At 47.1% G+C, this 24,627-nt stretch carries 22 protein-coding genes, 1 tRNA gene and 1 pseudogene; 14 read left to right on the plus strand and 10 right to left on the minus strand.

Annotation, left to right across the window (positions count from 1 at the left end; all coding sequences use genetic code 11):
• The first annotated feature begins 1 nt into the window (after position 1).
• The 4 genes from HQRW_RS07340 to HQRW_RS16110 all read left to right on the plus strand — a co-directional run bounded on the left by HQRW_RS07340 (position 2) and on the right by HQRW_RS16110 (position 2,067).
• Positions 2 to 1,003, plus strand: a complete 1,002-nt coding sequence (locus HQRW_RS07340) for a DUF5794 domain-containing protein (protein WP_014556094.1) — start codon at positions 2 to 4, stop codon at positions 1,001 to 1,003.
• Between the two features lie 257 nt (positions 1,004 to 1,260).
• Positions 1,261 to 1,482 carry a DUF5795 family protein gene (locus HQRW_RS07345; protein WP_014556095.1) on the plus strand — a complete coding sequence of 74 codons (222 nt, stop codon included), beginning with the start codon at positions 1,261 to 1,263 and terminating at the stop codon, positions 1,480 to 1,482.
• Between the two features lie 73 nt (positions 1,483 to 1,555).
• A tRNA-Trp gene (locus HQRW_RS15505) sits at positions 1,556 to 1,734 on the plus strand.
• A gap of 189 nt (positions 1,735 to 1,923) precedes the next feature.
• Positions 1,924 to 2,067, plus strand: coding sequence for a hypothetical protein (locus tag HQRW_RS16110; RefSeq protein WP_011571630.1), 144 nt, complete (start codon positions 1,924 to 1,926; stop codon positions 2,065 to 2,067).
• 51 nt (positions 2,068 to 2,118) lie between these two features.
• Here the strand turns inward: HQRW_RS16110 and HQRW_RS07350 are convergent, their stop codons facing one another.
• Entirely contained in the window at positions 2,119 to 2,628 is a 510-nt protein-coding gene (locus HQRW_RS07350) for a hypothetical protein (RefSeq protein ID WP_231852276.1), read from the minus strand.
• 428 nt (positions 2,629 to 3,056) lie between these two features.
• Here HQRW_RS07350 and HQRW_RS15510 point away from each other — a divergent pair, with 428 nt between their 5' ends.
• Positions 3,057 to 3,323 (plus strand): hypothetical protein, encoded by a 267-nt coding sequence (locus HQRW_RS15510; protein WP_149031533.1) that lies wholly within the window; start codon positions 3,057 to 3,059, stop codon positions 3,321 to 3,323.
• Positions 3,324 to 3,366: 43 nt separating this feature from the next.
• Here the strand turns inward: HQRW_RS15510 and HQRW_RS07355 are convergent, their stop codons facing one another.
• From HQRW_RS07355 to HQRW_RS07365, 3 genes are all read right to left on the minus strand, one after another.
• Positions 3,367 to 4,011 carry a 2'-5' RNA ligase family protein gene (locus HQRW_RS07355; protein WP_014556097.1) on the minus strand — a complete coding sequence of 215 codons (645 nt, stop codon included), beginning with the start codon at positions 4,009 to 4,011 and terminating at the stop codon, positions 3,367 to 3,369.
• Between the two features lie 736 nt (positions 4,012 to 4,747).
• A complete protein-coding gene (locus HQRW_RS15515) occupies positions 4,748 to 4,924 on the minus strand; it encodes a hypothetical protein (RefSeq protein ID WP_158307741.1) in 177 nt (58 codons plus the stop codon).
• 443 nt (positions 4,925 to 5,367) lie between these two features.
• A complete protein-coding gene (locus HQRW_RS07365) occupies positions 5,368 to 6,522 on the minus strand; it encodes an acyl-CoA dehydrogenase family protein (protein WP_014556098.1) in 1,155 nt (384 codons plus the stop codon).
• 382 nt (positions 6,523 to 6,904) lie between these two features.
• On the opposite strand from HQRW_RS07365, the gene HQRW_RS07370 reads away from it, so the two are divergent.
• From HQRW_RS07370 to HQRW_RS07380, 3 genes are all read left to right on the plus strand, one after another.
• Positions 6,905 to 8,398 carry a polysaccharide biosynthesis protein gene (locus HQRW_RS07370; RefSeq protein ID WP_014556099.1) on the plus strand — a complete coding sequence of 498 codons (1,494 nt, stop codon included), beginning with the start codon at positions 6,905 to 6,907 and terminating at the stop codon, positions 8,396 to 8,398.
• A 339-nt stretch (positions 8,399 to 8,737) separates the two neighbouring features.
• Complete coding sequence (locus HQRW_RS07375; protein ID WP_011571635.1) at positions 8,738 to 9,199, plus strand: bis(5'-nucleosyl)-tetraphosphatase; 462 nt, start codon at positions 8,738 to 8,740, stop codon at positions 9,197 to 9,199.
• Between the two features lie 250 nt (positions 9,200 to 9,449).
• Positions 9,450 to 10,718: a DUF5787 family protein gene (locus tag HQRW_RS07380; RefSeq protein ID WP_014556100.1), complete on the plus strand. Its 1,269-nt coding sequence runs from the start codon at positions 9,450 to 9,452 to the stop codon at positions 10,716 to 10,718.
• Between the two features lie 313 nt (positions 10,719 to 11,031).
• Here HQRW_RS07380 and HQRW_RS07385 read toward each other — a convergent pair.
• Positions 11,032 to 11,523: pseudogene (locus HQRW_RS07385) on the minus strand (DUF5797 family protein); the annotation flags it as partial.
• Positions 11,524 to 11,752: 229 nt separating this feature from the next.
• On the opposite strand from HQRW_RS07385, the gene HQRW_RS07390 reads away from it, so the two are divergent.
• From HQRW_RS07390 to HQRW_RS07400, 3 genes are all read left to right on the plus strand, one after another.
• On the plus strand, positions 11,753 to 12,529 hold the full coding sequence (locus HQRW_RS07390) for an enoyl-CoA hydratase/isomerase family protein (RefSeq protein ID WP_011571638.1): 777 nt from the start codon (positions 11,753 to 11,755) through the stop codon (positions 12,527 to 12,529).
• 166 nt (positions 12,530 to 12,695) lie between these two features.
• Positions 12,696 to 13,019: a transcription factor S gene (locus HQRW_RS07395; RefSeq protein WP_014556102.1), complete on the plus strand. Its 324-nt coding sequence runs from the start codon at positions 12,696 to 12,698 to the stop codon at positions 13,017 to 13,019.
• Between the two features lie 82 nt (positions 13,020 to 13,101).
• Positions 13,102 to 13,674, plus strand: coding sequence for a hypothetical protein (locus tag HQRW_RS07400; protein ID WP_014556103.1), 573 nt, complete (start codon positions 13,102 to 13,104; stop codon positions 13,672 to 13,674).
• 131 nt (positions 13,675 to 13,805) lie between these two features.
• On the opposite strand, the gene HQRW_RS07405 is transcribed toward HQRW_RS07400, so the two are convergent.
• Together HQRW_RS07405 and HQRW_RS07410 are read right to left on the minus strand one after the other, a co-directional pair.
• Complete coding sequence (locus HQRW_RS07405; RefSeq protein WP_014556104.1) at positions 13,806 to 14,555, minus strand: methyltransferase domain-containing protein; 750 nt, start codon at positions 14,553 to 14,555, stop codon at positions 13,806 to 13,808.
• Positions 14,552 to 14,947, minus strand: a complete 396-nt coding sequence (locus HQRW_RS07410) for a nascent polypeptide-associated complex protein (protein ID WP_014556105.1) — start codon at positions 14,945 to 14,947, stop codon at positions 14,552 to 14,554. Before HQRW_RS07410 ends, HQRW_RS07405 begins: the two co-directional genes overlap by 4 nt.
• 220 nt (positions 14,948 to 15,167) lie before the next feature.
• Between HQRW_RS07410 and HQRW_RS07415 the strand changes: the two genes are divergently transcribed.
• From HQRW_RS07415 to menE, 3 genes are all read left to right on the plus strand, one after another.
• Positions 15,168 to 16,838, plus strand: coding sequence for an acyl-CoA mutase large subunit family protein (locus HQRW_RS07415; RefSeq protein WP_014556106.1), 1,671 nt, complete (start codon positions 15,168 to 15,170; stop codon positions 16,836 to 16,838).
• A gap of 592 nt (positions 16,839 to 17,430) precedes the next feature.
• Positions 17,431 to 17,820, plus strand: coding sequence for a methylmalonyl-CoA epimerase (gene mce / locus HQRW_RS07420; protein ID WP_014556107.1), 390 nt, complete (start codon positions 17,431 to 17,433; stop codon positions 17,818 to 17,820).
• Between the two features lie 596 nt (positions 17,821 to 18,416).
• Positions 18,417 to 19,937, plus strand: coding sequence for an o-succinylbenzoate--CoA ligase (gene menE / locus HQRW_RS07425; RefSeq protein WP_014556108.1), 1,521 nt, complete (start codon positions 18,417 to 18,419; stop codon positions 19,935 to 19,937).
• 283 nt (positions 19,938 to 20,220) lie between these two features.
• On the opposite strand, the gene HQRW_RS07430 is transcribed toward menE, so the two are convergent.
• The 3 genes from HQRW_RS07430 to HQRW_RS07440 all read right to left on the minus strand — a co-directional run bounded on the left by HQRW_RS07430 (position 20,221) and on the right by HQRW_RS07440 (position 24,551).
• On the minus strand, positions 20,221 to 21,081 hold the full coding sequence (locus HQRW_RS07430) for a metallophosphoesterase (protein ID WP_014556109.1): 861 nt from the start codon (positions 21,079 to 21,081) through the stop codon (positions 20,221 to 20,223).
• A gap of 177 nt (positions 21,082 to 21,258) precedes the next feature.
• Positions 21,259 to 23,268, minus strand: coding sequence for a rpa-associated protein (locus tag HQRW_RS07435; protein ID WP_014556110.1), 2,010 nt, complete (start codon positions 23,266 to 23,268; stop codon positions 21,259 to 21,261).
• Positions 23,265 to 24,551, minus strand: coding sequence for a Single-stranded DNA binding protein (locus HQRW_RS07440; protein WP_014556111.1), 1,287 nt, complete (start codon positions 24,549 to 24,551; stop codon positions 23,265 to 23,267). Before HQRW_RS07440 ends, HQRW_RS07435 begins: the two co-directional genes overlap by 4 nt.
• Positions 24,552 to 24,627: the final 76 nt, after the last annotated feature.

Consider the following 24,627-nt stretch of genomic DNA (forward strand, 5'->3'; position numbering starts at 1 on the left):
AATGAGTGTTTCACGACATCCGGTTGCGCTTCGTCTTGAGCAACAGGTAGGAAGTGCAACCCGGCTTTTAGCGACCGTTATGGCGCTCCCACTGGTTGATGGCATCTTTCCGGCATTAATTATTGCTGGTGCGCTTGATAGTCCGCTTGGCATTCTCGAAACCGGGCTATTGATATTTGGGGGCTCAGCGACTGTTGCAGTCATCCTTGCAGAAATGGATGGCTCTCGTCGAGAACAGGTTCGCTCAGTGCTTATCTTGGGCGCAATATTACTGCCAGTCGCTGGAGTTGAGGCGTTATTCGCTGAAACATTGAAATCAGTACTTGACTTTGCTGTCTTCCATCGATTTGCTGGATTGGTCATTCTCGCTGTCGCTGCAAAAACAGCCTCCGCGAAGGTTGGTGAGTACCTCCCCTCCTCAAGTATCATCATTGGTCTTGGATTAGTCGCGAGTGTCGATCTTAATAACGCATCACTCATTATCGATCCAAACATTGAGACAATTGCACAGGCAGTCGCCGCCGCCGGCGTTGGTGTTGGGTTTGCGCTGATTGTTGCACTCTTTGCGCCACGTCTTCGAGGCGTCGTCGAACTTGATCGTTTCCGGTTTGGAAGTTCGGTTGCGTTAGGGATGCTTGCACTTGATGTATTGGGGCTACTTCCAACGGAAGCACCAGTTGCTCTTGGCGTTCTCTGTGTGACCGCAGTCTTTGCATATGATCCTGATAGTCCAACTGTCGGAAACTCTGTAGCAGCTGCTGGTCATGCAGTCGGCAGTGACCGACCGGAGACGACTGCTTCCGAGACGGTTCCATCATCATCATCACCATCTGAGTCAACTCCAGGTTCAACCTCGAGTGTTGGAACGAAGAGTAACATCGCAGCATCAGTTGATAATGTCGAACGTGAGTCTCATACAGCGGATACAGAGTCAGACTCGGATTCTGGAGAGACTGGATATGGATTCCCAGACGATAGCGATTCGCATGCACCATGGCTCTGAGCGTGAAGTCAGTAATGATCTGTTCACGTACCTCCATATTCTAGTTCAGTGTAATTCATGACAATATACTGAAACTAATATGTAGGGAGTGAAGAATTCGAATAAATTATACAGACGACTGTATCAAACATGAGTATATCATCCTCTTGATACAATCAGAAAGCATCATAACCACACTCAACCAATCAGAGCGTTGGCGTAGATCACTTTTCAGGAGACACGACGGACTTACATCGTTTGATATCATGCACTATCGTATGAGCAACCGTGTCGTCGAGGGCCGAATGGTGACGCCAGAACGTCTTGCAGAGCTCGTTGAAGGTGAACGTCCACTTGAAGCTGAGCCGATCGAAGACGCTGATCGCTCTTGCCCAGAATGTGATGAAAATGTTATTTCTGTTGGGTATATGCCGAGCGTTACTGAGTTTGTTACTGCATATAAATGTCAAGAGTGTTCATGGTCTGACACGGACCGATGATCGCTGAGACGATGCGTCATTTATAATCGTAACCACTTTAGGCAGCATCAGTTTATACTAATTTGCTGACTGGGGGGTCGTGGCCAAGCCCGGTATGGCGACTGACTCCAGAGGCAGACCGCCCGGTGACGATACTCCAGACTGATATACCGAGCGATCAACTGATCATTGATCGCAGTGACGACCCTCTGGGGTACCGAGGCGCGAACCGGAGATATCAGTCGATCGGGGGTTCAAATCCCTCCGACCCCATAATAATTCTCTGTGTCGACTTCATCATATAGCATTGCTAGTAAGGTATATTTGTATCTGAGGATAATATTAAATCTGGTTTATCATTCTTCCTGTGATGGCATGTTACCGTGCGATATATTCCAGAAATGTCAATTTATGCATATTCATCATAAGTTCTATTATTTTTGATTTTCATAATGTGGCACAATGCTAGACGCAGAATTTGAGGCATGTGTTGAGTGTGGAAACCTGCATATGGAAGGTGGATCTGCACCGAATGACGTTGATGAGTGCGCTGTCTGTGGAGGGCACGTTTCTGAGATTGAGATTGATGATCTCATTGGATTATAGACAGGGAGAAACTGTCGAATGAATATTTGACCGTATCACATGTCGTATTGATTATAAGATGAGAACCCCGCGGTCAGTCTGATACTCTGCCTCAGTTGCTGACTGGGGTTCCCACATATACGTGTTCCCGTAGCCTTGTTTCGGTTCATTATCAACCAGCATCACGTTGTATGCATGGCTATTCTTCGTATCAATCATTACACCAACTGAATTAATGAACGGATTCATTCGAGTGAATGAGTCTCGAAGATCAAACGCAAAATTATCGCAGTCGTATCGATTATGTTCATAGACTTGACTGAGTTGCTGATGGAACAGATTTGCATATAGTTTTACTGTCCGGTATGACGTCGGAATGCGGTATTCTGTATCTGGACCAATATGATAAATTCCATCACTCGGTTGTTCCCAGTACCGCGGGAGTGCATTATCTAGGGTTTGTTTTATCCAGGCGATATCTCGTGTTACCGTCTCAACTGACAATATCTTATCAAGAGTGATTTCAGATTCTGTCTGCTCAAATATCTCCGCTGACTCAGACGAGAGGAATGGTGATGACATAGCTGTTGCAACCCCGATACTACTCAAATAATTCCGGCGGAGCATAAATCTCCAAATATTACTTTGGGTGACTCTGCGGCTAATAATTTCATCTGGTGGCTCATTTCGCTTCTTCTTGATACAAAGAATATACAGAATACTGCTATTTGTGTGGTCATATGCCCATCGTGTAGTATATCATATATTTACACGTAATAGAGAGAGATCAACCGTATGATGGGTATATTCGTGAGTAGCGCTGTAGCCAAGATACATCATTGAATTCTACAGGCGGAACAAGGCGAGTGCCTCGGGGCTTGACACCGAGGGTGAAGCCTGTCGGAACAGTTACTAAACCACGTTCCTAGTATATCAGGACAGTCAGAAAACCCAAAAGACGGATTAAAGATCTTAATCTAACGCTGACTGAAACACGATATGGAAATGTGGTGTCTCTCAAGACCCGCGTCTTCGACGTGGTGAGACGGACACTATCGGGTCGTGGTGGAGCGACCGACCCTCACGGACACCAGCGAGGTGTTCGGGTGTTAATTCCAGCCGACCCCACTCTCGGGGAAGGTCGAGGGGTATTAAATTCGCCTGCGTCCGTCCGCTCACTTTTCGGGCGACACGGACAAAGTGGTGAAGCCTCGGGGCTTGTCCCCGAGGTACTTCACCCGTGGCAGCGGCAAAACACGGTGAATCATATCTTTTGAATCTATCTTAGATATAATATATCAAGATGAACCAGGTGATAGATTACAGTTCGTATGTTTTGAGGTGATTAGAAACAGGCGGGTGTTCGCCAACCTCACGAACAACTAATGATAATTCATCGATATTCAGCGTAGGGAGATCAAGTTCTCGATTCGATTCAAGATAATTAATAAGCTTATCGTATTCCGACATATCATCCAAATATCCAAATGTTAAATGTGGAATGAACTCCTCGGCATCACGATCAAGCGTGGTTGTTTCTGCGTGCGCACAGAGTCGGCGATTGATATCGCCCAATTTTCCATCATCATCAATTTCTGCATAAACAACATCAGGAAAAATATTAAATTGGGTTAACGAAATCTCAAAGGGGTCTGTCCGCATTATTTCATATGAGATCATCTCATCAATTTGTTTAATTGGATTATCATTGATGGTCACCGACTCAACCGGATCGTCAAAGAGCTTCACTGTCAGATGAAGTATCTCATGTGGGACAGGGTCGAAACATGAAAACTCACTGAGTGTGCCAACAACTCGTTCATATGCTGAGCAGGCAAATGCATCGCTGACATCAGCAAGCAGCACAAGCCGCTTTTTACTATCGGAGTCATAAGTTGGCGGAGTGATATCACGACGACGAGCCCAGAACTCTTCGGCTTTAGATGCCATTTCTTCATTATGCATGACGTTTCCCCGCTAAAGAAGATGATTGGGTTGGTGCTGATTCCTGCTGAGAGACGGTTAATTCGGTATGATCATGACGAGAGCGAGCAGTCTCGCTACAAGCTACTGAGTTTATATGATATCTATACATGTGGATGTAAGGACAGTTCAGACGACTGTGAATTCTCCGTACTGGTTTTGTGAAATCGATTATCAAAAACAACTGCAACAAATATGCTCGAATTGAGAGCGCGAGTCATCCAATATTGTATGCGTCGACAAGTATGATACAATCCAAAAAATGATGCCATTATACGATGAGTGAATATTCCACATGTGAGATACTGTTCAGCCAATGACCAATTTCTGCGAAATGATTTATATTGCATCTCCAACCATATCCACGGTGAGAGCTGTGCATACGCATATCTGTGCGGAGAGCACCACGTATTGGATCGGGAAAATCCGTCCTCAATTGCGGTTGTATCATGAGCGAGCAAGTAAACTAATTGTCTAATTATTAAAATATTCGTTCTCATAAACTCGTATATCGATAGTGAGGGATGTATGGAAATATATGCTTGGGTGTGTGTGAATATGTCATTGGATATAGCGGATCTTGATGATGAGACAACCAATCCATGGATCGCCTTGTTGGAACTCACCCCGTCCAGATACGCAATGTGTCTCATAACTATTCACTTCAGTATCACTATCACTATCAGAATAATATTGAAACGTATTTGTATGGAGTGAACTACCCTGACCTACCGCGCTCGGGGCTATCGGTCCCTCGCTTGTTGAGGACAGGGCTTCCTGCTTCCATGTCAGAACTTACATCCAACGTGGACACATCGGTTCCTGACTCCACAGGCGACTTCCCTTCACGGGCGGTTCGGGGTGACCCACTCCTACCGAACTGACATTCAGCCACAACCAACGGTACGCGCTTCTTGTCGCGCTTGAACACTGTTAAACGCGTGTGAATATCGTACTATCGGCTACGACAGGATCGTAAATATACCGGTGGAACTGTATGAACAGATGATGACGACGCTGTATCCCCGCCCTCGTCCTACTCACTCGCTTCACTCGTTCCTTGAGGATGTGGGCTTAGCACCTGTATTCAGCTAACATCGTGCATTGAGATCTTGAGTAATGTGTATTATGACAAAATGGGTAGTCTTGGCTTGATAAGGCTAAGAACCCTTCCTCAAGGAGTCAGCTTCGCTGACGAGTACGGAGAGGAAGGGGATAGCCGTACACCAAACATAGCGTTGATTAACAGAGAAGAAATATCAAAATATCAAAATGTGTGTATTATTATTATTGACAGTCAACACAGATTGATAATCAGTGAATTGAAAGTTAGTCTAATTAAGACCAATCAGCCTGCTTATAGATCAAATCACGTTGGATATTATTCGCACCTTCATAGATAACTGGAACGCGAACATCACGATATATCCGAGAAATTTTGTTCTCCTTTAGCACTGATCGTCCTCCGTATAGTTGCATGGCGCTTTCAGCGCAATTGACAGCAGCCTCAGTCGCAGTCGTCTTTGCAAGAGCGGCCCAATATCCAGGGTTATTATTCTCTGTTACATGTTTGGCTGCCCGCCAGGTCAGTGCTCTGGCGGATTCAAGTTCCATTCGCATCTCCGCAAGGTCGTGTTTAACTGCCTGAAAATCACTAATCTGTTGATCCCAGGCTTCTCGGTTATGAACAAATTGACTTGCCTCCTCGATTGCTGCTGCGGCTAATCCAAGACCATGTCCGGCAACGTCCACCCGTCCATGATTGAAAAACTCCGTTACTATCTCAAACCCATCCCCGACGTCGCCAATGAGATGTGAATCCGGAATCCGACATTGATTGAGTGTAATGTGTCCTTGTTTTGAAGCGCGGTATGCCATCTTTTCTGGGATATGCTCAACGGTGTATCCGGATGCGTCAGTCGGTAGGATAAATAGTGAATAATCATCATATCGAGTATCTCCGTCGCCAGTTTTCGCATACAGAGTCAGCCAATCAGCTTCAACTGCGTTTCCAACCCAGTATTTCTCACCATTTAATATCCACTCGTCACCGTCTTTTTCAGCGGTTGTTGTCATCCCCGCTAGGTCGCTTCCAGAGTCGGGTTCAGAAACTGCCAATCCTGTGATTTGCTCATTTTCAGCGACTGGGCGGACATATCTTTCATTTTGCTCTGCTGTTCCGTGTTTGTAAATAATATCTGTTCCGAAACTCGCAAGTTGAAGTGTGAGTGCAATGCTTGCATCAGCCCGATAGAGTTCTTCATATATTGCTAATGTCTGTGGTAAGTCGAATCCACGACCACCATACTCCTCAGCGATATCCTGTGCAACAAGGTTTGCGCTCATCCCAGCTTCAAGTACTTCCCATGGGTATTTGCCGGACTCATAGTATGTCTCAGCAGCAGGTTCAATATGTTCGATTGCAAACTCCCGAGCTTCTTGCTTGACTGCCCGCGCATGTTCAGGGACGATGGATGCATCTAAAATATTCATAGTTCAGTATTATTATCAATGTACAAAAATATATGTAATAGATTATCGTCAACATATTTTGATGTCCCATAGAGCGACATTCGCTATTCATGTATAAGAGATATAATTGTCAGCTCTTTGATGTGCATAATAATCTCTCAGAAGAAAGAGTCACTATGACTCTCCTGCGCTCAATGGAGGGTCAACGATCATGACCGAATTGTGATTAGTGGTGTGGAATCCAATATATGGACAATAATCTTCATGTATATCAGTCGGTCCCTATAATAAATTCTTGTCTCTACGAGAGAGCGGGTTCGAGTTGTCGCCTTGTCCGACTATTGTCTCATATCAGGCAGTGAACGCGGTCAGTTTTTGTTCTATCGTCTATTTATGATAGTAGATGGTAAGCCATCGAGACGGGAGTGAGATCAACCTACTCGACTCATCAATCCGAACGACAGGTGGAGCATTATTTTCAACGACGGTATATGCACTTAGTGGAATTGTCTATGCTGCTGTTACCACGCCATCTGTCGCTGGAACGTACTTTTTTATTGCAATTGGTATTGCGCTCGTGTTGCGACCAATAAAGGGAATCAGTCAGACACTTCAAAAAATCGGAAGCGAGCAGGGTGAATCTGTCAGTTCGTATTTCGGTCTCACGATTGTATTCACGGTCGGATATCTTACTATCATACTTGGCGGATTCATGATTCCACCACTTCGGCGAGTGCTGATTGAATCGACAGCATTTGCTCCATCATTGGTGATTCCGGTGATTCTACTCGCAATCTCAACAGCGTTATTAATGATTACACAGAGTCTTGTTGCTGCAATTGGCTATCCAAGCGCTGGAACGTGGATTACAGCGACAAAGGGGACACTGCAGCTCATTATTTTACTCCTTTTTGATGGGATATTCACAACACCTGCAGATCTCATTATTGTCGTTGTTGGGACACGAACGTTTGTCACAGGTATTGTTATCATTGCTATTCGAACTGCTCCGACGGTCCCGACCCATCGTGAGTTGGCTCGTGCATGGGGATTTGCAAGATGGAGTATTCCGGATCAGGTCCTTGATCGATTTAGTTACAATATGCCCGTATATGTTCTTGGCGTAGTCGCAACTCCTGCAGCTGTCGGTATCTATGAAACCGCAGATCGATTCGCAGACTTTGGGGCAACAATTTCTTGGCGGCTTGCATCGCCACTGCTCACGAAGGTAAGCGGTGATGCTTCCGCCGGTGAGTCTGCATTTGCATACTTAGATGGGGCTGTAACTGGCGGAACGGGAGTTACTTTTCTTGTTCTTGGATATCTGCTCGCTGGGCATGATATGATCGCTGCGATTGCATTTGGCGGGACAGCTGTTGGGTCCTTCTCAACGACGGCACTGATTGTCGGGGGAATCAATATTTTTCGAGGGTTTTGGACCCTATCATCGCACGCAATGGAGGGGCTTGGCTACCCGAGTGTGAGCTTTCGAACAAAGGCATATGGGCTTATTTTCAGTGTCCCAATTACAGCATTTTTCGGGGCTCAAATGGGTGCCGTAGCCGGGGCGATTGGCTATGCGATCATGAATCTCGTGATCTTTGCTTATGTTATTTATTATGCGCGACCTGTGCTTGGTGGGGTTCCGCTCGATGCCTCACTGGCAGCGAAATTAACCGTCGGAACGATTATTTCAACACTTGTAACGACGGCGACAATAGAACTGCTCAACAGGCTTGGAAGCACTCCAGGTGTAACTGCGGTCATAGCTGCCGTGACAACGGCAATTATATTCACTGGATTTTTGATGACCGTCTCTATCGGCACTCGTCGGGCAGTTCAACGTGCATATGATATTTATATCGGCGATGCACGATCATTTGCCAGCGGGCAATAATATCGGTCTAGTATAATATCATTCATGTCATAAGCAAAAATCGATATGAAATCTATGCGTTATCACTCGTTTAGATGAGAGGAATATCTCACATAGGTGAGCGATCAATTGGCTTATTGAGTTCTTTCCGCCGTTGAAATCGCAGATTCAAATATACAGTGATGATGTATGTTGCTTGGTATGCCGAGCAGTATCGTCTATAATAAATTGACAGTTGTTTTTGAGCCCTCTTCTATCTCATTCAGTATTGAATCGGTGATAATTATAACAGATAAATTATGTATTTACACATATAGACGTCCGATACTCTCTTAACGTCATGTCTGATGTATTCACGTAATGACAGTGGAAGCGGTAAGCGCTGGAGCCATCCTCTTCCGCGACACTCGCGACCAACGGGAGTATTTACTTCTCAAAAGCCGACCAGGTGATTGGGAGTTTCCAAAGGGCGGGGTCGAAGGAGAAGAGGAGCTCCAGCAAACAGCAATTAGAGAAGTCGAAGAAGAAGCCGGCATTGAGGATTTTCGCCTTGTTGATGGCTTTCGGAAAGAGTATGACTACATGTTTGAAGCGGGTGGGAGAACAATTCATAAAACGGTTCATCTGTTCATTGCACACTCCTTCGAGGCAAGTGCAGAACTTTCGAATGAACACCGGGATCTCCAATGGCGTGATTATCAGCAGGCACTGAATACAATTACACAGGACGGTCCGCGAGAGATTTTTGAACAGGCACATGATTATTTAGATGAACTGGCTGCGAAAAATGCCAACCGTGAACGACCGACATATCTTCCATGAATTTCATCTCAACCCTCATGAGCTCTGTTTCAGTTCATTTATATACAGATTTAGGGGTGAAAACTGTCTGATATTCCCTGTGCTGTGGCGACTATCCCCGTGATTCCCAGTTTGAGTATCACTCGCTGCAGCTAGTCATACTTGATATCACGAGATGATACCCCGACTAACCCGTCTCAACTAACGGAGCTAAATTCCCCGTATCCAGGTATAGAAGTCTTGACCCGAATATTTGCTTAATTGAACGAATATGTATGAATACCCCGGTGATGCTGAGTTTGGATTTGAGCTACTTGTCTGCCGGTGGGCTGAACAAGAGTGGCCACCACGCGATACTGAGATTGATGCTGGTGATGATGACTATGCAGTTATTATTTCACGACAGCGTGGAACCAGACACCGACGATGGGATACGATTGTACTTGAGTGTGACCCAGCAGGACTCAACGCACGAAGGCAATTTGGTCCACAGACACTCGATTCAGACCTCTTGCGTGTTGTCCGGTGGGCACCGGAAACGTGGACATGGTACCGTGATGCAATCCCGCAGCCTGACTTTCCGTGGCGATACGTTCGAGCAGCAGTGCATCGAGCTGCAGATCGAGGGATAATAAATACCCGTCGACAGGGAAATAGAATCGAGATTAAACGAGTCGCAACATATCCACGATGGCTCCGACGTATCATTGCAATCGAGAACAAGCCAGATCTTGATGCGAGCGCAGCCCGGGCTCTCAGCGATCAATTACAACGGGATGTTGATACTGCGCTTGCGGATGAGGTCTGGGTTGCAACGACAGCAACGAACAATGAGGTTGAGCCCGTGTTACTCAAGGATCTTCCGGCTGAGGTTGGAATACTTACATTCGATTTCGATGCTGATGCTCATCATACGGAATGGGCTGAGGCGTCGGTTATATGGCATCCAACAAGATTGAATCCGACGACTACCCGAAATGTATCAACGCATGGAATAACCCCACAAAAACGGGAGAAAGAAACAGAAGCATCACGTATGCAAGAAGATGCGATGCACAACTCAGCATCTGGTTCGCAGACCTCCGAGATAACGACCGCTATTGACTCTGATACGAATGAAGTGATTAATACCGAACAGTATCGTCAGCGATTGATACTCGCTGAGCGTGCGTATGGAGCGGGATGGCGATCATATCACGAGACAATGCGTCCTGACTGTCGACACTTCGAGATTCAACGATTTGGTGATGGCATTATCCCATATTGTGCTGCAAAACAACGATCACAGACCGCCGCAGAATGTGCTGGTGACTGTTCAGAATTTGAGCCAGAGCCACCGAACTGGCGGATGCGTGGATGGCCACTCGATGGGGGTCCCGGAGCTCGAATCAAAAAGTTACTCGCGACGCGTCGTGAGCGCGTGCGAGAACGCGAAGTATCGGATTTGAATCCAAATTCAACTCAGCATTCATCTTCTGCGCCAGTTGATACTTCGATAGCAGATAATAACAGCAGTGAAGAGAACAGTCAATCAAAATAATTCGTTCGCCACTTTTGAGACGGAGTTTTGAAAATACATGCGTATCTTAAAGTACCACGGATCGGGTGAGCTATGAAACTCTCGTTGTGTTCTTTGGATCATAAGAGGCATACTCAGCAGCAACTCAATTAACATCCTCAAATTCCGTCTCAATCTGTTCAAGAGTGTCTGACTGAACAGCGTCAGTATCAGTGTCGAGGGTGGAATGTTGGCTCGTATCTCCCGTATTTGCCGTCGGCTCTGAGTGAGTGTTCACGTCTGTGTGGGCTGAGTTCACATCTGCTGCGTCGTCTATGTCTGACTGCTGTGTCTGTTCAACATCAACCATATCACGGGAAGTTGCTAACTGAAATGTTGGGACAGTCCGATAAACAACTGTGACCACATCTTTTTGTCGGAGACTCTGTAATGCAGCTCTCACATCTTCGACAGATGGGTCGACATCAAACTCCTCTCGGACATCGTTGAGCACAGAGACGACGCTCTGTGATCGATCTTCAGGTCCGGCGAGTACAGTAAACACGCGTACGTGGAGCTCTGGAACACGAATAATTGATGGAATACCGTCATTATCCTCGCTTCCCTCAACACCAGGAGCAACGTCAACGAGTTCTGCTGCGTCCTCAGTCGCACGGATAAGACTGTTATCATCACGATAATAATATTCGCCAAGTTCTGACTCGAGATACTGATGAATCTCACTTCCGGAATCAATTCCCCAGCGCTCCTGTAATTCTTTATTTTTTGTCGGTTGTAATTGAACAACGTCTGCCAATCGTTTTTTTGCTTGCTTTGAGAGGACCATATCAGCGGTTATACACCCGATTTACATAAATACGAGCGATAAATGACAATAAATCAATGTTAGGTATCGACGATGCGAATGATCGGTATGTGATCGCAATACATCATCAAGTTGGCATAAACTACTTCATTTGGCTCAGGAGAATCAGCGCAAAGAAATCACACAATGGTTTGAGTAACTGACTGGGATTATAACAACTATTAGAAGGGACCCACACAAGGGGTTTCATATGGGTGCTGAACCTGTTACACTTGATTGGGATGACAATGTCGCGACGATTACGGTTAATCGTCCAAAGCAAATGAACGCGCTCAATGAGGCTGCTCTTGATTTACTTGAGACACACCTCCGCTCGGCTGCTGATGACGATGCGCGGTGTCTTGTGATTACTGGTGCAGGTGAGAAGGCGTTTGTTGCTGGTGCTGATATTGAGCGGATGCAATCATTTGGAACTGAAGCTGCTCAACAATATACCGAGCAGGGACATCGCATTGCGAATATGATTGAATCATTCCCAGCCCCAGCCGTTGCCGCAGTCAATGGGTATGCATTCGGTGGCGGATGCGAGTTGGCACTTGCATGTGATCTTCGGGTTGCGTCTGAGCGAGCAGTCTTTGGACAGACAGAAATTGACCTTGGGATTATACCAGGGTGGGGCGGCACACAGCGTCTCCCAGCACTTGTTGGTGATGAAATGGCCCGCCGGATGATCTACTTTGGTGAGCGAATTGATGCGACTGACGCATATGAGCGCGGGCTTATCGGTGAGGTTGTTGCACACGATGATCTTACGGAGCACATCTCAGAACTCACAGCGGAACTCGCTGCTAAACCCGCGACTGCGATGCGTGCTGCAAAAGAGGCGCTCAATACGGCGTATAGTGCCCCACGGTCGACAGGACTTGAGTATGAAGCTCGAACATGGAGTGGGCTGTTCGGCACAGCAGACCAGCGCGAAGGAATGTCAGCGTTTCTTGAGGATCGCGACCCAGAGTTTGAGTCATAATGAAATCAGCAATAGAGAATCTAAGAGTTGATCTCTCAGCATTATTATGATCGCCGTCTGATGGTAATGATCAAAATAACTCTTCGGAAACAATGACACACACCGTGGTATGTCCTGTCCCAGAAGCTAAGAATTTAAATCCATGAGGGTGCTGACTGGGTGTACAATGAAATTCTGTGATGAGTGCGGGTCAATGATGAAGAAACAGGATGATATCTGGATCTGCAGTGATTGCGGAGCCGAAGAGCTAGCTGATGAGGCTGATTCAGCGACGATGACTTCCACAGAGAGTCAGCAAGAAAGCGGCGCTGTCGATGTATCCGATATTGATGATGCTGACATTGGACCAACAACGACTGTTATTTGTCCAGAATGTGGTAATGATACAGCAAGATATGAGATGAAACAAATCCGCGCCGCTGATGAATCAGAAACACGGTTTTTCACCTGCACGGAGTGTAATCATAAATGGCGCGAGGACGATCATTAATGCATCAATAGCGTCGTGAGTTGTCGTATTAGACTCGGAGCTACTGGCAACTAATATCTGCCTACGGTCCGATTGTCTAAACGTGCCGGTGGATGTCCCCCCGCCAACAGTTGATCTCAGCGACCGGTGGCAATTACAGACTGATAAAACGACGACACCATTCGATACTACAATTGTGACCGTTCGCGCACATACTCGTGTATTTACTGATACAAAACTGAGCGCTGCAATTAATGTCAGTGAAAGTACACAGGAAGACACAACAACCACCTGGCGCTTTGTCTTTGCAAGTCGCCTGCAACTCTCTCGGTCAACCGCAATGTCAGATTCAATTCTCAAACTTGTTCGCAATCGTGCAGCCTCGCGATTCGTTGATATTCTTGATAACCGAGGGTTCGATTCAATTCGCAAGACTGAGACACGCCGGTTTGATCGTGGTGATGAGACTATGCCGATACGTCGATATCGTGCTACTGTCGCCCCAGCGGATGATAGTGCGCAGACTCCTGTTGAGGCATATGTTACAACATGGGCACAACCACAAGATATCATTATTGCTGGGGGAGCATACCCATTATCTGTCCCGAATCATGTCCAATTTACTCATGACCAGGGTCGAAAAGAGCTATTTGATATTATTCGATCTATTGAATAATTTCAATTACCTGCCATACACATGAATAGCTAGTAATTAATGTCTGTCATCGACGTCAGCTACCGTATCTGCCATCTGCTATCTGTTATCTGTCATATCCGATGTCTGTTCTCTGCTCTCGCTTTATCGATTCACTCGATTCGTCCGATGGTCAAATATCCTGTATGACCAACACCAGCAGTCGATGGTCGTGATCCTCGCTCACCGAAGTCCATCTCACGCTGGATGGTCTCATATGTCTTGATTGCGCCGACTCCAGCCTCACGAGCTGCTTCAACAACGTCTCGAGTATGCTCAATGAATGGCACATATACCGCAATATACCCACCAGACGCAAGCAATGTCTGTGCATGCTCAATAATTGCTGGGGCATCGCCCGTATCAAGAGTCAATACATCGAATGGTCCCTCATCGGCAACCGTATCAAACGCTACTGTGAGGTCACCAGTGCGAACCTCGACAGCATCTGTGACGCCAGCAAGCGACATATTCTCACGTGCGACATCAGCAAATTCTGGATCAATTTCATAGCTCGTGACAGTAGCGCCGAGTCGACCAAGATACGCCGCAAGCACACCCGTTCCTGTCCCAGCGTCAAGCACACGATCACCACGAGCAACGCCGGTATGACCAATCATGAGTCCAATATCGCGAGGGATCATCGGTGCGCCGGTACGTTCGAAGTGATTGAATAAATCTGGACCACGAAGCCGGCGAACAGTAAATGGCACGTCAAGATGCGTTTCAATGATATCACCCGGTTCAACATCTGTTGGCATCTCAAGTACCCCAAGGTCTGTCTGCAGTTCCTCGCCCGGCGCACGGAGGTACTCACGGTCGTGTTCGTCGTTAACAAGGAGATACGAACTGGAGGCAGTCACTCCAATTGGGCAATCGCGGCTGCAAGATCGCCATCAGTCGACTCAAGTGCAGCGCGCGCGTCATCTGTGTTAACGCCAGCACGTTCTGCAACAATTTCAATATCCGCATCTGGGATGTCCCCTGTATCGCTATCTCCACTGGAATCACCCCCGGTATCGCCACTCACTGCCTGTTGTGTATCGCTGTGTTCGCGTGTTTCGGGTTCGCCAACAATCTGATATGTTTGTTGACCTTGTGCGTCCATTCGCGTGACTTGAGCATCATCAAATACGAGATCCTCTTCTGCTGTTTGAATCCGGACCTCCTCGACGTCAAGCTCGGTAACGTCGATACCCATTTGTTTCATCATTTGTTTCATCTTCCGGGGATTCATTCCGCCTCCACCAAACATGATTATTTCAATTGATGGTTGCTGATAGCAAAAACGTGGCGACCGCGACCGGCAAGATCAAAATAAAGAAGTTGGGTAGTTATCTCCCGGTATCCGGGTCTATTATCGAATAAAGTAATTCTGATTCATCTTCGCTCATATCGGTGTTCTCGTGTAAGTATGTGATTAATATTGTCAGTTCCAAAGGTAACTTCAATACGCGTTAGTTTCATGAATAACTATGTTCGATGATGACGATCTCGCGGCTATCCGCGATGGAAAACGTGAGTGGGAAGAGAAAACGCTCAATTCAACACTCAATCGATTCGGCGAACGGCAGGAACATTTTAGCACAGATACAGGCGGACAGACTGTCGATCGGGTATATACGCCCGCAGATGTTGCTGATATTGAATATGAATCAGATATTGGATTCCCTGGTGAGGAGCCATATACTCGCGGTGTCTACTCAACGATGCATCGCGGTCGGCTCTGGACGATGCGACAGTACGCTGGGATGGGGACCGCAGCAGAAACAAATGAACGCTTCCGTTATCTGATTAATGAGGGGTCATCCGGACTGTCAATGGCGTTTGACCTTCCGACACAAAAAGGATATGACTCTGATGCATCGATGGCTGCTGGTGAGGTTGGAAAAGCTGGAGTCGCGATTGATACACTTCGCGATATGGAGGTTGTTTTTGATGGAATCCCACTTGATGAAGTCTCAACGTCGATGACAATTAATGCACCTGCGGCGGTGCTTTTAGCGATGTACATTTCGATTGGTGATCAACAGGGTGTCTCACGTGAGACGCTTCGCGGGACGATTCAAAATGATATTCTGAAAGAGTACATTGCCCGAAATCTCTATATTTATCCACCAGAATCCTCAATGCGACTGATTACCGATATTTTTGAATTTTGTGGGACAGAGACGCCAAATTTCAACACGATTTCAATTTCGGGATATCATATCCGTGAGGCAGGATCAACAGCTGCTCAGGAAATTGCATTTACCCTCGGTAATGGAATCGAATACGTTCAAGCAGCAATCGATGCTGGGCTTAATGTCGATGATTTTGCTCCACAATTGTCATTTTTCTTCAATGCACATAATAATATTTTTGAGGAGGTTGCAAAGTTTCGTGCCGCTCGCCGCATGTGGGCAAAGATAATTGAAGACCGATTTGATGCGACAAATCCAAAATCCAAACAACTAAAATTCCATACTCAAACCGGTGGGTCGACGCTTACTGCCCAACAAGTCGAAAACAACGTTGTTCGTGTTGCATATCAAGCACTTGCAGCTGTTCTTGGTGGAACACAGAGTCTCCACACGAATGGCAAAGATGAGGCACTATCATTACCAACCGAGCAATCTGTTCGGACAGCACTACGAACTCAGCAAATTCTTGCACATGAATCGGGGGCTGCAGATACAATCGACCCACTTGCAGGAAGCTATTATGTCGAATCACTCACCGATGAGATTGAGGCTGAGGCATTTGAGATAATTGAAGAAGTAGACCGTCGCGGTGGGATGCTTGAAGCTGTCAAATCACGGTGGGTACAGCGTCAGATCCAGGATGTTGCTTTCGAACGACAACAAGAAATCGAGGCTGGTGAACGCGTCATCGTTGGTGTCAACGAATTTGAAGTCGATGAAGACCCGCATGTCGACATTGAAGAGGTTGACGAGGCAGATGAAGAACGGCAGAAACAGCGTCTTGAAACGGTCAAGGAGGAGCGAGACACCGATGCTGTTGACTCATCTCTCAAAAGTGTTCGTGAAACAGCACGCGGTGATGGGAACATTATGCCGCCGATTATTGATGCAGTCAAGACATATGCAACAGTTGGAGAGATTTCCGATGTGCTTCGTGAGGAGTTTGGAGAATATCGTGGCTGAAGTGAACTAAGCTATCCTGCCTTACTCCCCAGGTACTACCGGGTACATAGTGAGCTACCCCACCCTGATCGCTCTGACGCGCTCGCTGAGGGCGGGGCTTCCTACTTCCAAGACGCGCTTTGCAGAAACAACCGCAGTTCCCGCAGGGAGCGTAGTCTCCACAGGCGTTGACGAATCGTGGGGCGGTTCGCTCGAACACCAGAAATCTCCGATTTCTGGGGACGTTTCTTCGGAGTGACCCACTCCTAGTTCGGTAAGTCCGGGAAAAAGTCACGGCTGCGTGGGCCTGTGGACCGGGAATAAAACAATGTATGGAAGATAATGACGGTGCTGTATCCGCTCTCTACTGCGCTCCTTGAGGGAGAGTGCTTAGCGCCTGCTATCAGCCAAATGAGAGTTCGCGTATACGAAGAAACATTCCCAAACTGCGTAATCGAAGGGATATATACGCAGTCTGATCAGAGAACACATTATTACGGAGAAATTATTCATGACTCTTACTTTATCCGCTAATTATCATAGTCCGGATTCGTTTCATAAATCCCAATCGGAATAACAAAATCGTAGTATCAACAACCGGCGTTATATGCCAATGGCACTCGACCACGTCGGCATTGCGACTGAGGATGCGGTTGGACTCGCAGAGCGCTTTGGAGCGGTATTTGAGACGCAAATCGCCCATTCAGAGACGTTTGACGGTATGTATATCATTTTTCTTGATATGAATGGGACGTATCTTGAATTATTGGAACCAGTTGATGATTCGGATGGTCCAATTGCGACGTTTCTTGCACAACGTGATGCTGGCATTCATCATATTGCTATTATGACAGAAGATATCGCTACTGCGCTCGAAAATGCTCGTGCAGTCGGAATTGAGTGTATTGATGAAACACCTCGACAGGGCGCATGGGGGCATCAAGTTGCGTTTTTACATCCACGTTCCACAGGGGGTGTGCTTTGTGAATTTGTCCAACAGTGAACTGCCTCTATCCCCTGCATATTCAGCGGTTGAAGCCGCTTTCTTGACAGGAGTTTCCTGTTTCTACAGATAGCAAGGCGAGTGCCTCGGGGCTTAGATGTTGATCTGGTCCCGAGGGTGAAGCCGACATGAATATTCATTACCATACATAGTAATAAAAAAATACAGTCAGAGAATCAAGAAGACGAATCACCAATTTTAATCCAATGTTGGCTGCGGTAGTTTGGAACTGCGACTCCCCTCAATCCCCAGTCGGACATCTCCGACTAGTGCAACGGGAACTGTCTGGTCGCGGTGGAGCGACTGATTCTCATGGACGCACCGCGTGTTCGGGTGTTACTTCCAGCCGATTCGAATGGAGAGATCGGGAGGAATGAAATTCCCTTGCTGGTGCAATACGGATTCAAAATGGTGAAGCCTCGGGGCACTTCACGACGGTGCTAGTCTTCACGGGTGTTTCTTTGGGGTATTGATTCTATCCTCGTACATGCCTTCATCTGATAACTTACCCTGGTATAGGATACGAGTGGGTATTCTCGTTGAATTTCAATAAATAGTCAACACGCTCAATGCTAGTGGCTGAGTGAGTGATAACAATGCGGCAGTGGCTTTCACAACGCGCGGAAACATCTCCGACTGCATGTGCACTTATTGACGCAGAGACGGGAGATAATTATACCTTTGCAACACTTGATCAGGCAGTCGAACGACTTGCAGGACGGCTCATCACACTTGGTGTAAGCCAAAGCGATCGTCTTGGAATTGTTCTTTCACCTCGGGTTGAATCAGTGCTCATATTTTATGCTGCAGCCCGAATAGGCGCCACAGCAGTTCCGCTTGGTCACCGTCTCACAGCAACAGAGATTGAAACACGACTTACTCATGCAACGGTGCAGACCGTCATTTGTGGACGCAGTACCGACAAGACTGTTTTTGAGGCAGCGACAGCGATAGAAAATGACATATCCATTATTTCAATGGATAAATCAACAATTGACTCGGTTGACTCAGTTGAGAATACAATACCAGCCGGAGTCAATACAGCCACATGGAACTCACAGCGGACACAGTTGCTCCTTTTTACCTCCGGAACGACCGGGTCGCCGAAAGCTGTCAAATTGACCGCGGGTAATATTCTGTGGAGTGCAGTCGCCTCGGCATTTCGAGTCGGAATCAGCCCAGATGAACAATGGCTTGTCACACTTCCACTGCACCATATGGGTGGCATTGCACCAATTCTTCGGGGTCCACTTTATGGAATGACAATTGTACTCCGCGGTGAATTTGATGCAGAGCAAGCAGTGGCTGATCTACATCAATATGACATTACCGCTGTATCGCTTGTGCCGACAATGCTTCGTCGGATGCTCAATTCAGCCAATAAATCTTCATTTCCGGAGACGCTCCGGACTGTTCTTCTTGGCGGCGCGCCAGCTCCAACAGCGCTGATCAATCAGTGTCAAGATGAATCAATCCCAGTTTGTCCAACATATGGATTAACAGAGACTGCCTCACAGGTCGCAACTGCTCGTCCACAAACGGCGTTTAACAATCCTGACACGGTCGGAACACCACTGCTCTGGAGTGATATAACGATTGTCGATGAGTCTGGGAGTCCCCAACCTGCAGGCAGTCCTGGCGAAATTGTTGTTGACGGACCAACTGTAACGCCAGGATACGCTGGTCCAGAGACGATGACAACAGGAGCATATGGATTCCATACCGGTGATATTGGAATACTTGACACAAATGGGCGGCTCACCGTGGTGAACCGACTTGATGATCGGATTGTCACCGGCGGTGAAAATGTTGACCCTGGCGAGGTAACAACCGTTCTTGAGTCACATCCCGCGGTTGCTGCGGCTGCCGTGGTTGGTATTCCCGATTCTGATTGGGGTGAGCGCGTCGTGGCTGCTGTCACGCCAGTTATGACTGAGAGAGCAGTGAGCAACGACGACCTTCGATCGCACGCACGCGACTATCTCGCCGGATTCAAAATTCCAAAACAGATTCGAGTCGTCGATACACTTCCACGAACCATCTCCGGTACTATCAATCGAGATGCTGTTCATGAGCTATTCATGACTGATGCGGCTGTCACCCCCGAGGATGAATAGTCAGAGAGTCCCACCGTAGTAACAGACAATAATAAAGACCCCCCTCCTTCCTCATGGCACAGTTCAGTGATTGCGCTTTCGTTTCAAGAGGAATCGCAATGATTCGGTTCTGTCACATAAACATATCAAAAAAGAAGATAGAATGAATATAACCGCGGGTATGATCATGACCATGATCATGACCGTCTGAGGGTGGTAAACTCAGTGAATCTATCAATTTCCGCTTATTCATGACTTTCTGAGCGCATATCGCGAGAGCCGTATTCGGGGAGGATATCACGGTCTATACAGATTGATACGGACCGAGACGCGTTCCATCAAGGAGGTATGCGTCAGTGTGGTTCTTTTCAAATGCCGCTGGGAGGAATGGTGAAAGAAATCCCTCATCAGTGTTTACTTGCGTACCGCCAGAGCGCTCGTTGAATGCAGGAAATAAGATCACATCCGGGGGATCTCGATTGACATTTTGAGTATTATCAGGTGAGTCAAAACTTCTTTCAATTCCCAGTTTATTTTTAAATGGCGTCCAGTCAAGCGGTCCTCGAAGCCAGGCTCGTGTTTGCTGGCTTCCCCCAACGTGGTCTGCAACCCTGAGTTGAGGATGTTCGTGTCCAACGCAGAGGACATCACAATCAAGAACTGTCTCATCAGGCCAACTATGTCCGTGGACAAATCCGACATGACCACACTTGATACCTGATGCATCGGTTACATTGATCGTATGTTCGATCTGGGTGCTGTCTGTTTCAACAGTCGTAGCGACTGATTCAATCCCTGCATCGTGGTTCCCACGAACAACAGTAATTGGGACGCGATTCAACACACATTTAAATAGCGAGATAAGCTCCTGTGCTTCTTCATCTGCAGGATTACCAATTCGGTGACCTGCATCACCGAGGATAATGAGACGGTCGACAGGGTGCTGTGTAAGTAACTCAAGAAGACGACGACGTCGATCCTCGGCGTTGCTATCGAGTTCGACGCCGCGTTCATATCGAAGTCCAATCTCAATACCGGCATGATAATCAGCAATCACAAGCGCTGTTTCTGTCTCGATGCGTGCTATTGCAGCAGGAACTGATGGAAGCGGTTCAACAAGTGGTCCAGTGGCCACGTCTGTGTCTGTGTCTGTGTCTGTAGGCATATATCAAAGTATTATACCGACAAAATGATGATTGCGTGTCTGAGTATGTGTCAATTTTCACATTCGGATGTGCTACAAGTATCGAACCTGATTCCTCAATTTTCTCATGTCAATTAGTGCTATTCGTCACCTGATCCAGTAGAAAACATCTTTTCGTTTACACATTATATCAGGAGATCAGATTGCTTTCAATGCATTCTCACCAGATTCATAACACCGCCCACTCATCAGTGCGGATTGAATTGCGCTTTCGACTGCATCAGGGCTGACATCATGCATGTCAACAACTTCATCAATGACCGCTTCGCGAGTTGCACCATCACCGTCATCAAGTTTATTCATCATTGAAACTGCTGCTTGCTCAAGATCAACATCCTGCGTTTTATCTGAGTCAGCGATATTTGTGCTTTCCGCGCTGGTCTCAGTTCCACTCTCAGTTTCGCCCTCATTACTCCTTGTCTCACCTGCAGAAGAATTGCTCTCAGTAGACTCAGAATCAAAGTCGACCGTAGTCTCAAAATCGCCAAGATCACCAGAGCCAGCAGGGCTCGCTTCTGATATACCATCTACTGCGGTATCAGTATCAGTATCAGTATCAGATTCAATTGGTGTTTCATGAGGGTCACCGTCAGTGGAGCCGGTGTCAATAGACGCTGTCTCAGTTACGTTAGTAGTGGTATCGACAGATGTCTCTTCATCGCTTGGATCCTCATCGGGTGCTGTTGGGACGTCTATATCGGCACTGCCAGGTGCATCAACTTCATTACCTGTTGAGAATTCAGTTACAAATTCGTCTTCGATTTCAGCCCGTTCATCATCATCGAGTTCATACATCTCCGTTGGATCTGCTGTTATATCATCATTAGTACCCGCAGACCCGGCAGTTGATTCATCTGAATTGCCAGATTCGACGTCAATTCCTTCATCACTAGACATAATATCAGAGTTCGATGCAGACGTGGGTGCGGATGTATCCTCTGTATCTGTTGATATCTCCGACTCATCAACCTCGCGTTGAATTTCAGTCTCAAGATGTGTCTCAGTCGAATTAATATCCTGTGCAGTAGTATTAACTGTCTCAGTCATTTCATCGCTAGGTGCTGAGTCTTCGGTGACATCAGCAGATAAACTATCATCCGCAGTTGCGTTCTCAGCCTCTGTTGTTGTGACACCGTTCTCACCGTCATTCTTGGGAGTGATTGGATCAGACGTAGCATATTCATCTGGTTCACTCGCTGATTCGACTGTAGATTCACCGTCGGCAGCTGGCTGCACAATATCTGTGTCGATAGTTGCCTCCTGAGAAGGGGATGATTCTGTGGTAACTGTGGTGTCTGTGTCGCTTTCTATAGCTACGTTATCATTATCTACAGCGTTGTTCGTATCGTGAGCACTGTCTTGGATACTCTCACTCGTACTAGTTTGACTCGGACTCGGAGTCGGAGTCGAAGCTTGAGTCGTATCGATTGCTATCGATGGAAGTGCACCTAAGCTTGCTGCTCCAGTCTCACTCGGATTGGTATCAAGCGCTTCAACTGTTTCACGATTACCGGCGATGACTTCGAGCACTTGGATTACAGTTTTGCGGAGTGATTCAAGATAAAACTCAGTTGTCCCATAGTGATCAATTGCAAGTGCCATTCCTTCAGCGCGCGCTTCATCAACGCCGCGAGACTCAAGTTCATTTTCCAATGCATCACCACGCACCGGCAATGATTGTGCGATATCCATTATTCCAATGCGGCGAAGCGTCGCCTGTGCGGCGCTTACTGCCCATCGATCACGCGTGTCAGTGTCGACTGCTGTGAGATCCTCTGGTCTGGCAGATGTCAACACCTGATCTGAGTCTTCTGGTTGATATGTCCGAGCCTTCCCAGTCAGTGCGACAAACATTGGTGGTGTTGCCTGCTCAAGGAAACTAGCTGCTGTCGGTTGATACTGACCTGCATATGTAACGAAAACACCCGTTGGGTCGGCAATTCGTCCACGTCGGAGATCATCAGTGACAGACTCAACAGCGGTCAATGCTCCAACAGTAAATAACCGATTAATTCGCTCCCCAGTTGGTGTCACCACGTAATTTGGCGCTCGTTCGTCATCACCCGCTGAATATGATAATGTTGCATCCTCAAACTCAGCCGCGAAGAGTCGATATGCAACTTCACGACTGTTCTGAGTGGTACTCATGATGTCACCTCTTCAAGTACCGATTGCGCACGCGTCGCTGGATCATCACTTGTCTGTTCAAATTCAGCCGTCTCGAGATTTGCACCATACTCATCTACAGAGAGATTCCCGCGGATACGATACTCTCGACCGACGATAGTTGAGCGGATTTCTTCAGCAATAACAGACTTATCCATTGCTTCACGTGCGACTGACATTGCTTCATCCATACTTCCACCATAGACAGACTCGGTCAATTCGCGATCAAGAATCGCAGTGACGGCGCCGGTCCCGTCGTCAACGATTGCTTTGACTCGCATATCGTCTTTCGCTTCGACAGCCCCATGTTCGCGACACTGACCACCCTGAAGCGCACGATTACACTCTGGGCATCGCTCAATCAATCCTGAGCCCTCACGAACCTCCAGAACGGTCGCAATAATCTCAACATCAAACACACCACCGGAATCAACTGCCTCACCGATTTCGACTTGTTTGGCATCGTCGGTAATCTCAATATCTTCCGATAGTGACTCGACCGTGGTAAATGTTGAGAGATTGACTTGTGGGGCTCCACGGAACTCACGTATATACACATCATCAAACCGGTATGTCTCACCAGATGAAAGGATCGACCGCGCTCCCCAATCAGTGAATGGCAATCGTCCGGACCCATCAGCAATCACACCGGAGTGAATCGTTGTTTCTCCGTCTCGTCCATCGATCACACGCTCTTCAATCTCGATGATTTCAACATCGACAACCCGTCCTCGATTACCAGGTCGTAATTCAAGAAGTGAGCTATGACCACCGATCGGACACGGCAGATCATGTTCAACAACCGATATGGAATCGGTCTCAACAGCAACCGTTGAGGACTGTCCAATATTCAGTTCTGGTTGCCCATCCCACTCACGAACACCAGCGTTACCGATTGTAACTGAATCGCCTGGCTCAAATCCGAAATCCTGCCACGCAGTATATGAGATTGTGCCTGTCTCATCAGCGAGGATCCCCTCACGGATCACTTGTTCATCACCTTGATACTGGATTGTCCGACAGCCAACTGTGATGACACGAACGGTGACAGTCACGTTTCCATCATCTATGTCAACCGCATCAACATCCTTTGTTGACGGCACAGCAGCATTACCAGTGTCACTTCCATACTTTCGGCGAATACTTTGCACGGCCTCGTCAACCGGAACGCTGTATGCAACGAGGTTTTCTAAGTCTGATTTGACCTCCGTTTTGTCAACACCGAGGGTGGAGGCAAGTTCCTCAGCGTGATCGTCTACGTCCATTGGTGTATACTTAGAACCGCCTATAATAAAAAGCGTTCCCGCAGATACCATCATATCGTATGCTATATGTGATGTA

Source organism: Haloquadratum walsbyi C23, assembly GCF_000237865.1.
Classification (GTDB): Archaea; Halobacteriota; Halobacteria; order Halobacteriales; family Haloferacaceae; genus Haloquadratum; species Haloquadratum walsbyi.

What these genes read in the sequence shown, in the direction of transcription:
- HQRW_RS07350 (WP_231852276.1), bottom strand. Translation starts at nt 2,628, where the DNA reads ATGTCATCACCATTCCTCTCGTCTGAGTCAGCGGAGATATTTGAGCAG.
- HQRW_RS07435 (WP_014556110.1), bottom strand. Translation starts at nt 23,268, where the DNA reads ATGAGTACCACTCAGAACAGTCGTGAAGTTGCATATCGACTCTTCGCG.
- HQRW_RS07345 (WP_014556095.1), top strand. Translation starts at nt 1,261, where the DNA reads ATGAGCAACCGTGTCGTCGAGGGCCGAATGGTGACGCCAGAACGTCTT.
- HQRW_RS07375 (WP_011571635.1), top strand. Translation starts at nt 8,738, where the DNA reads ATGACAGTGGAAGCGGTAAGCGCTGGAGCCATCCTCTTCCGCGACACT.
- menE (WP_014556108.1), top strand. Translation starts at nt 18,417, where the DNA reads ATGCGGCAGTGGCTTTCACAACGCGCGGAAACATCTCCGACTGCATGT.
- HQRW_RS07395 (WP_014556102.1), top strand. Translation starts at nt 12,696, where the DNA reads ATGAAATTCTGTGATGAGTGCGGGTCAATGATGAAGAAACAGGATGAT.
- HQRW_RS16110 (WP_011571630.1), top strand. Translation starts at nt 1,924, where the DNA reads ATGCTAGACGCAGAATTTGAGGCATGTGTTGAGTGTGGAAACCTGCAT.
- HQRW_RS07410 (WP_014556105.1), bottom strand. Translation starts at nt 14,947, where the DNA reads ATGTTTGGTGGAGGCGGAATGAATCCCCGGAAGATGAAACAAATGATG.
- mce (WP_014556107.1), top strand. Translation starts at nt 17,431, where the DNA reads ATGGCACTCGACCACGTCGGCATTGCGACTGAGGATGCGGTTGGACTC.
- HQRW_RS07440 (WP_014556111.1), bottom strand. Translation starts at nt 24,551, where the DNA reads ATGGACGTAGACGATCACGCTGAGGAACTTGCCTCCACCCTCGGTGTT.
- HQRW_RS07430 (WP_014556109.1), bottom strand. Translation starts at nt 21,081, where the DNA reads ATGCCTACAGACACAGACACAGACACAGACGTGGCCACTGGACCACTT.
- HQRW_RS07340 (WP_014556094.1), top strand. Translation starts at nt 2, where the DNA reads ATGAGTGTTTCACGACATCCGGTTGCGCTTCGTCTTGAGCAACAGGTA.
- HQRW_RS07365 (WP_014556098.1), bottom strand. Translation starts at nt 6,522, where the DNA reads ATGAATATTTTAGATGCATCCATCGTCCCTGAACATGCGCGGGCAGTC.
- HQRW_RS07415 (WP_014556106.1), top strand. Translation starts at nt 15,168, where the DNA reads ATGTTCGATGATGACGATCTCGCGGCTATCCGCGATGGAAAACGTGAG.
- HQRW_RS07390 (WP_011571638.1), top strand. Translation starts at nt 11,753, where the DNA reads ATGGGTGCTGAACCTGTTACACTTGATTGGGATGACAATGTCGCGACG.
- HQRW_RS07370 (WP_014556099.1), top strand. Translation starts at nt 6,905, where the DNA reads ATGGTAAGCCATCGAGACGGGAGTGAGATCAACCTACTCGACTCATCA.
- HQRW_RS07355 (WP_014556097.1), bottom strand. Translation starts at nt 4,011, where the DNA reads ATGCATAATGAAGAAATGGCATCTAAAGCCGAAGAGTTCTGGGCTCGT.
- HQRW_RS07380 (WP_014556100.1), top strand. Translation starts at nt 9,450, where the DNA reads ATGTATGAATACCCCGGTGATGCTGAGTTTGGATTTGAGCTACTTGTC.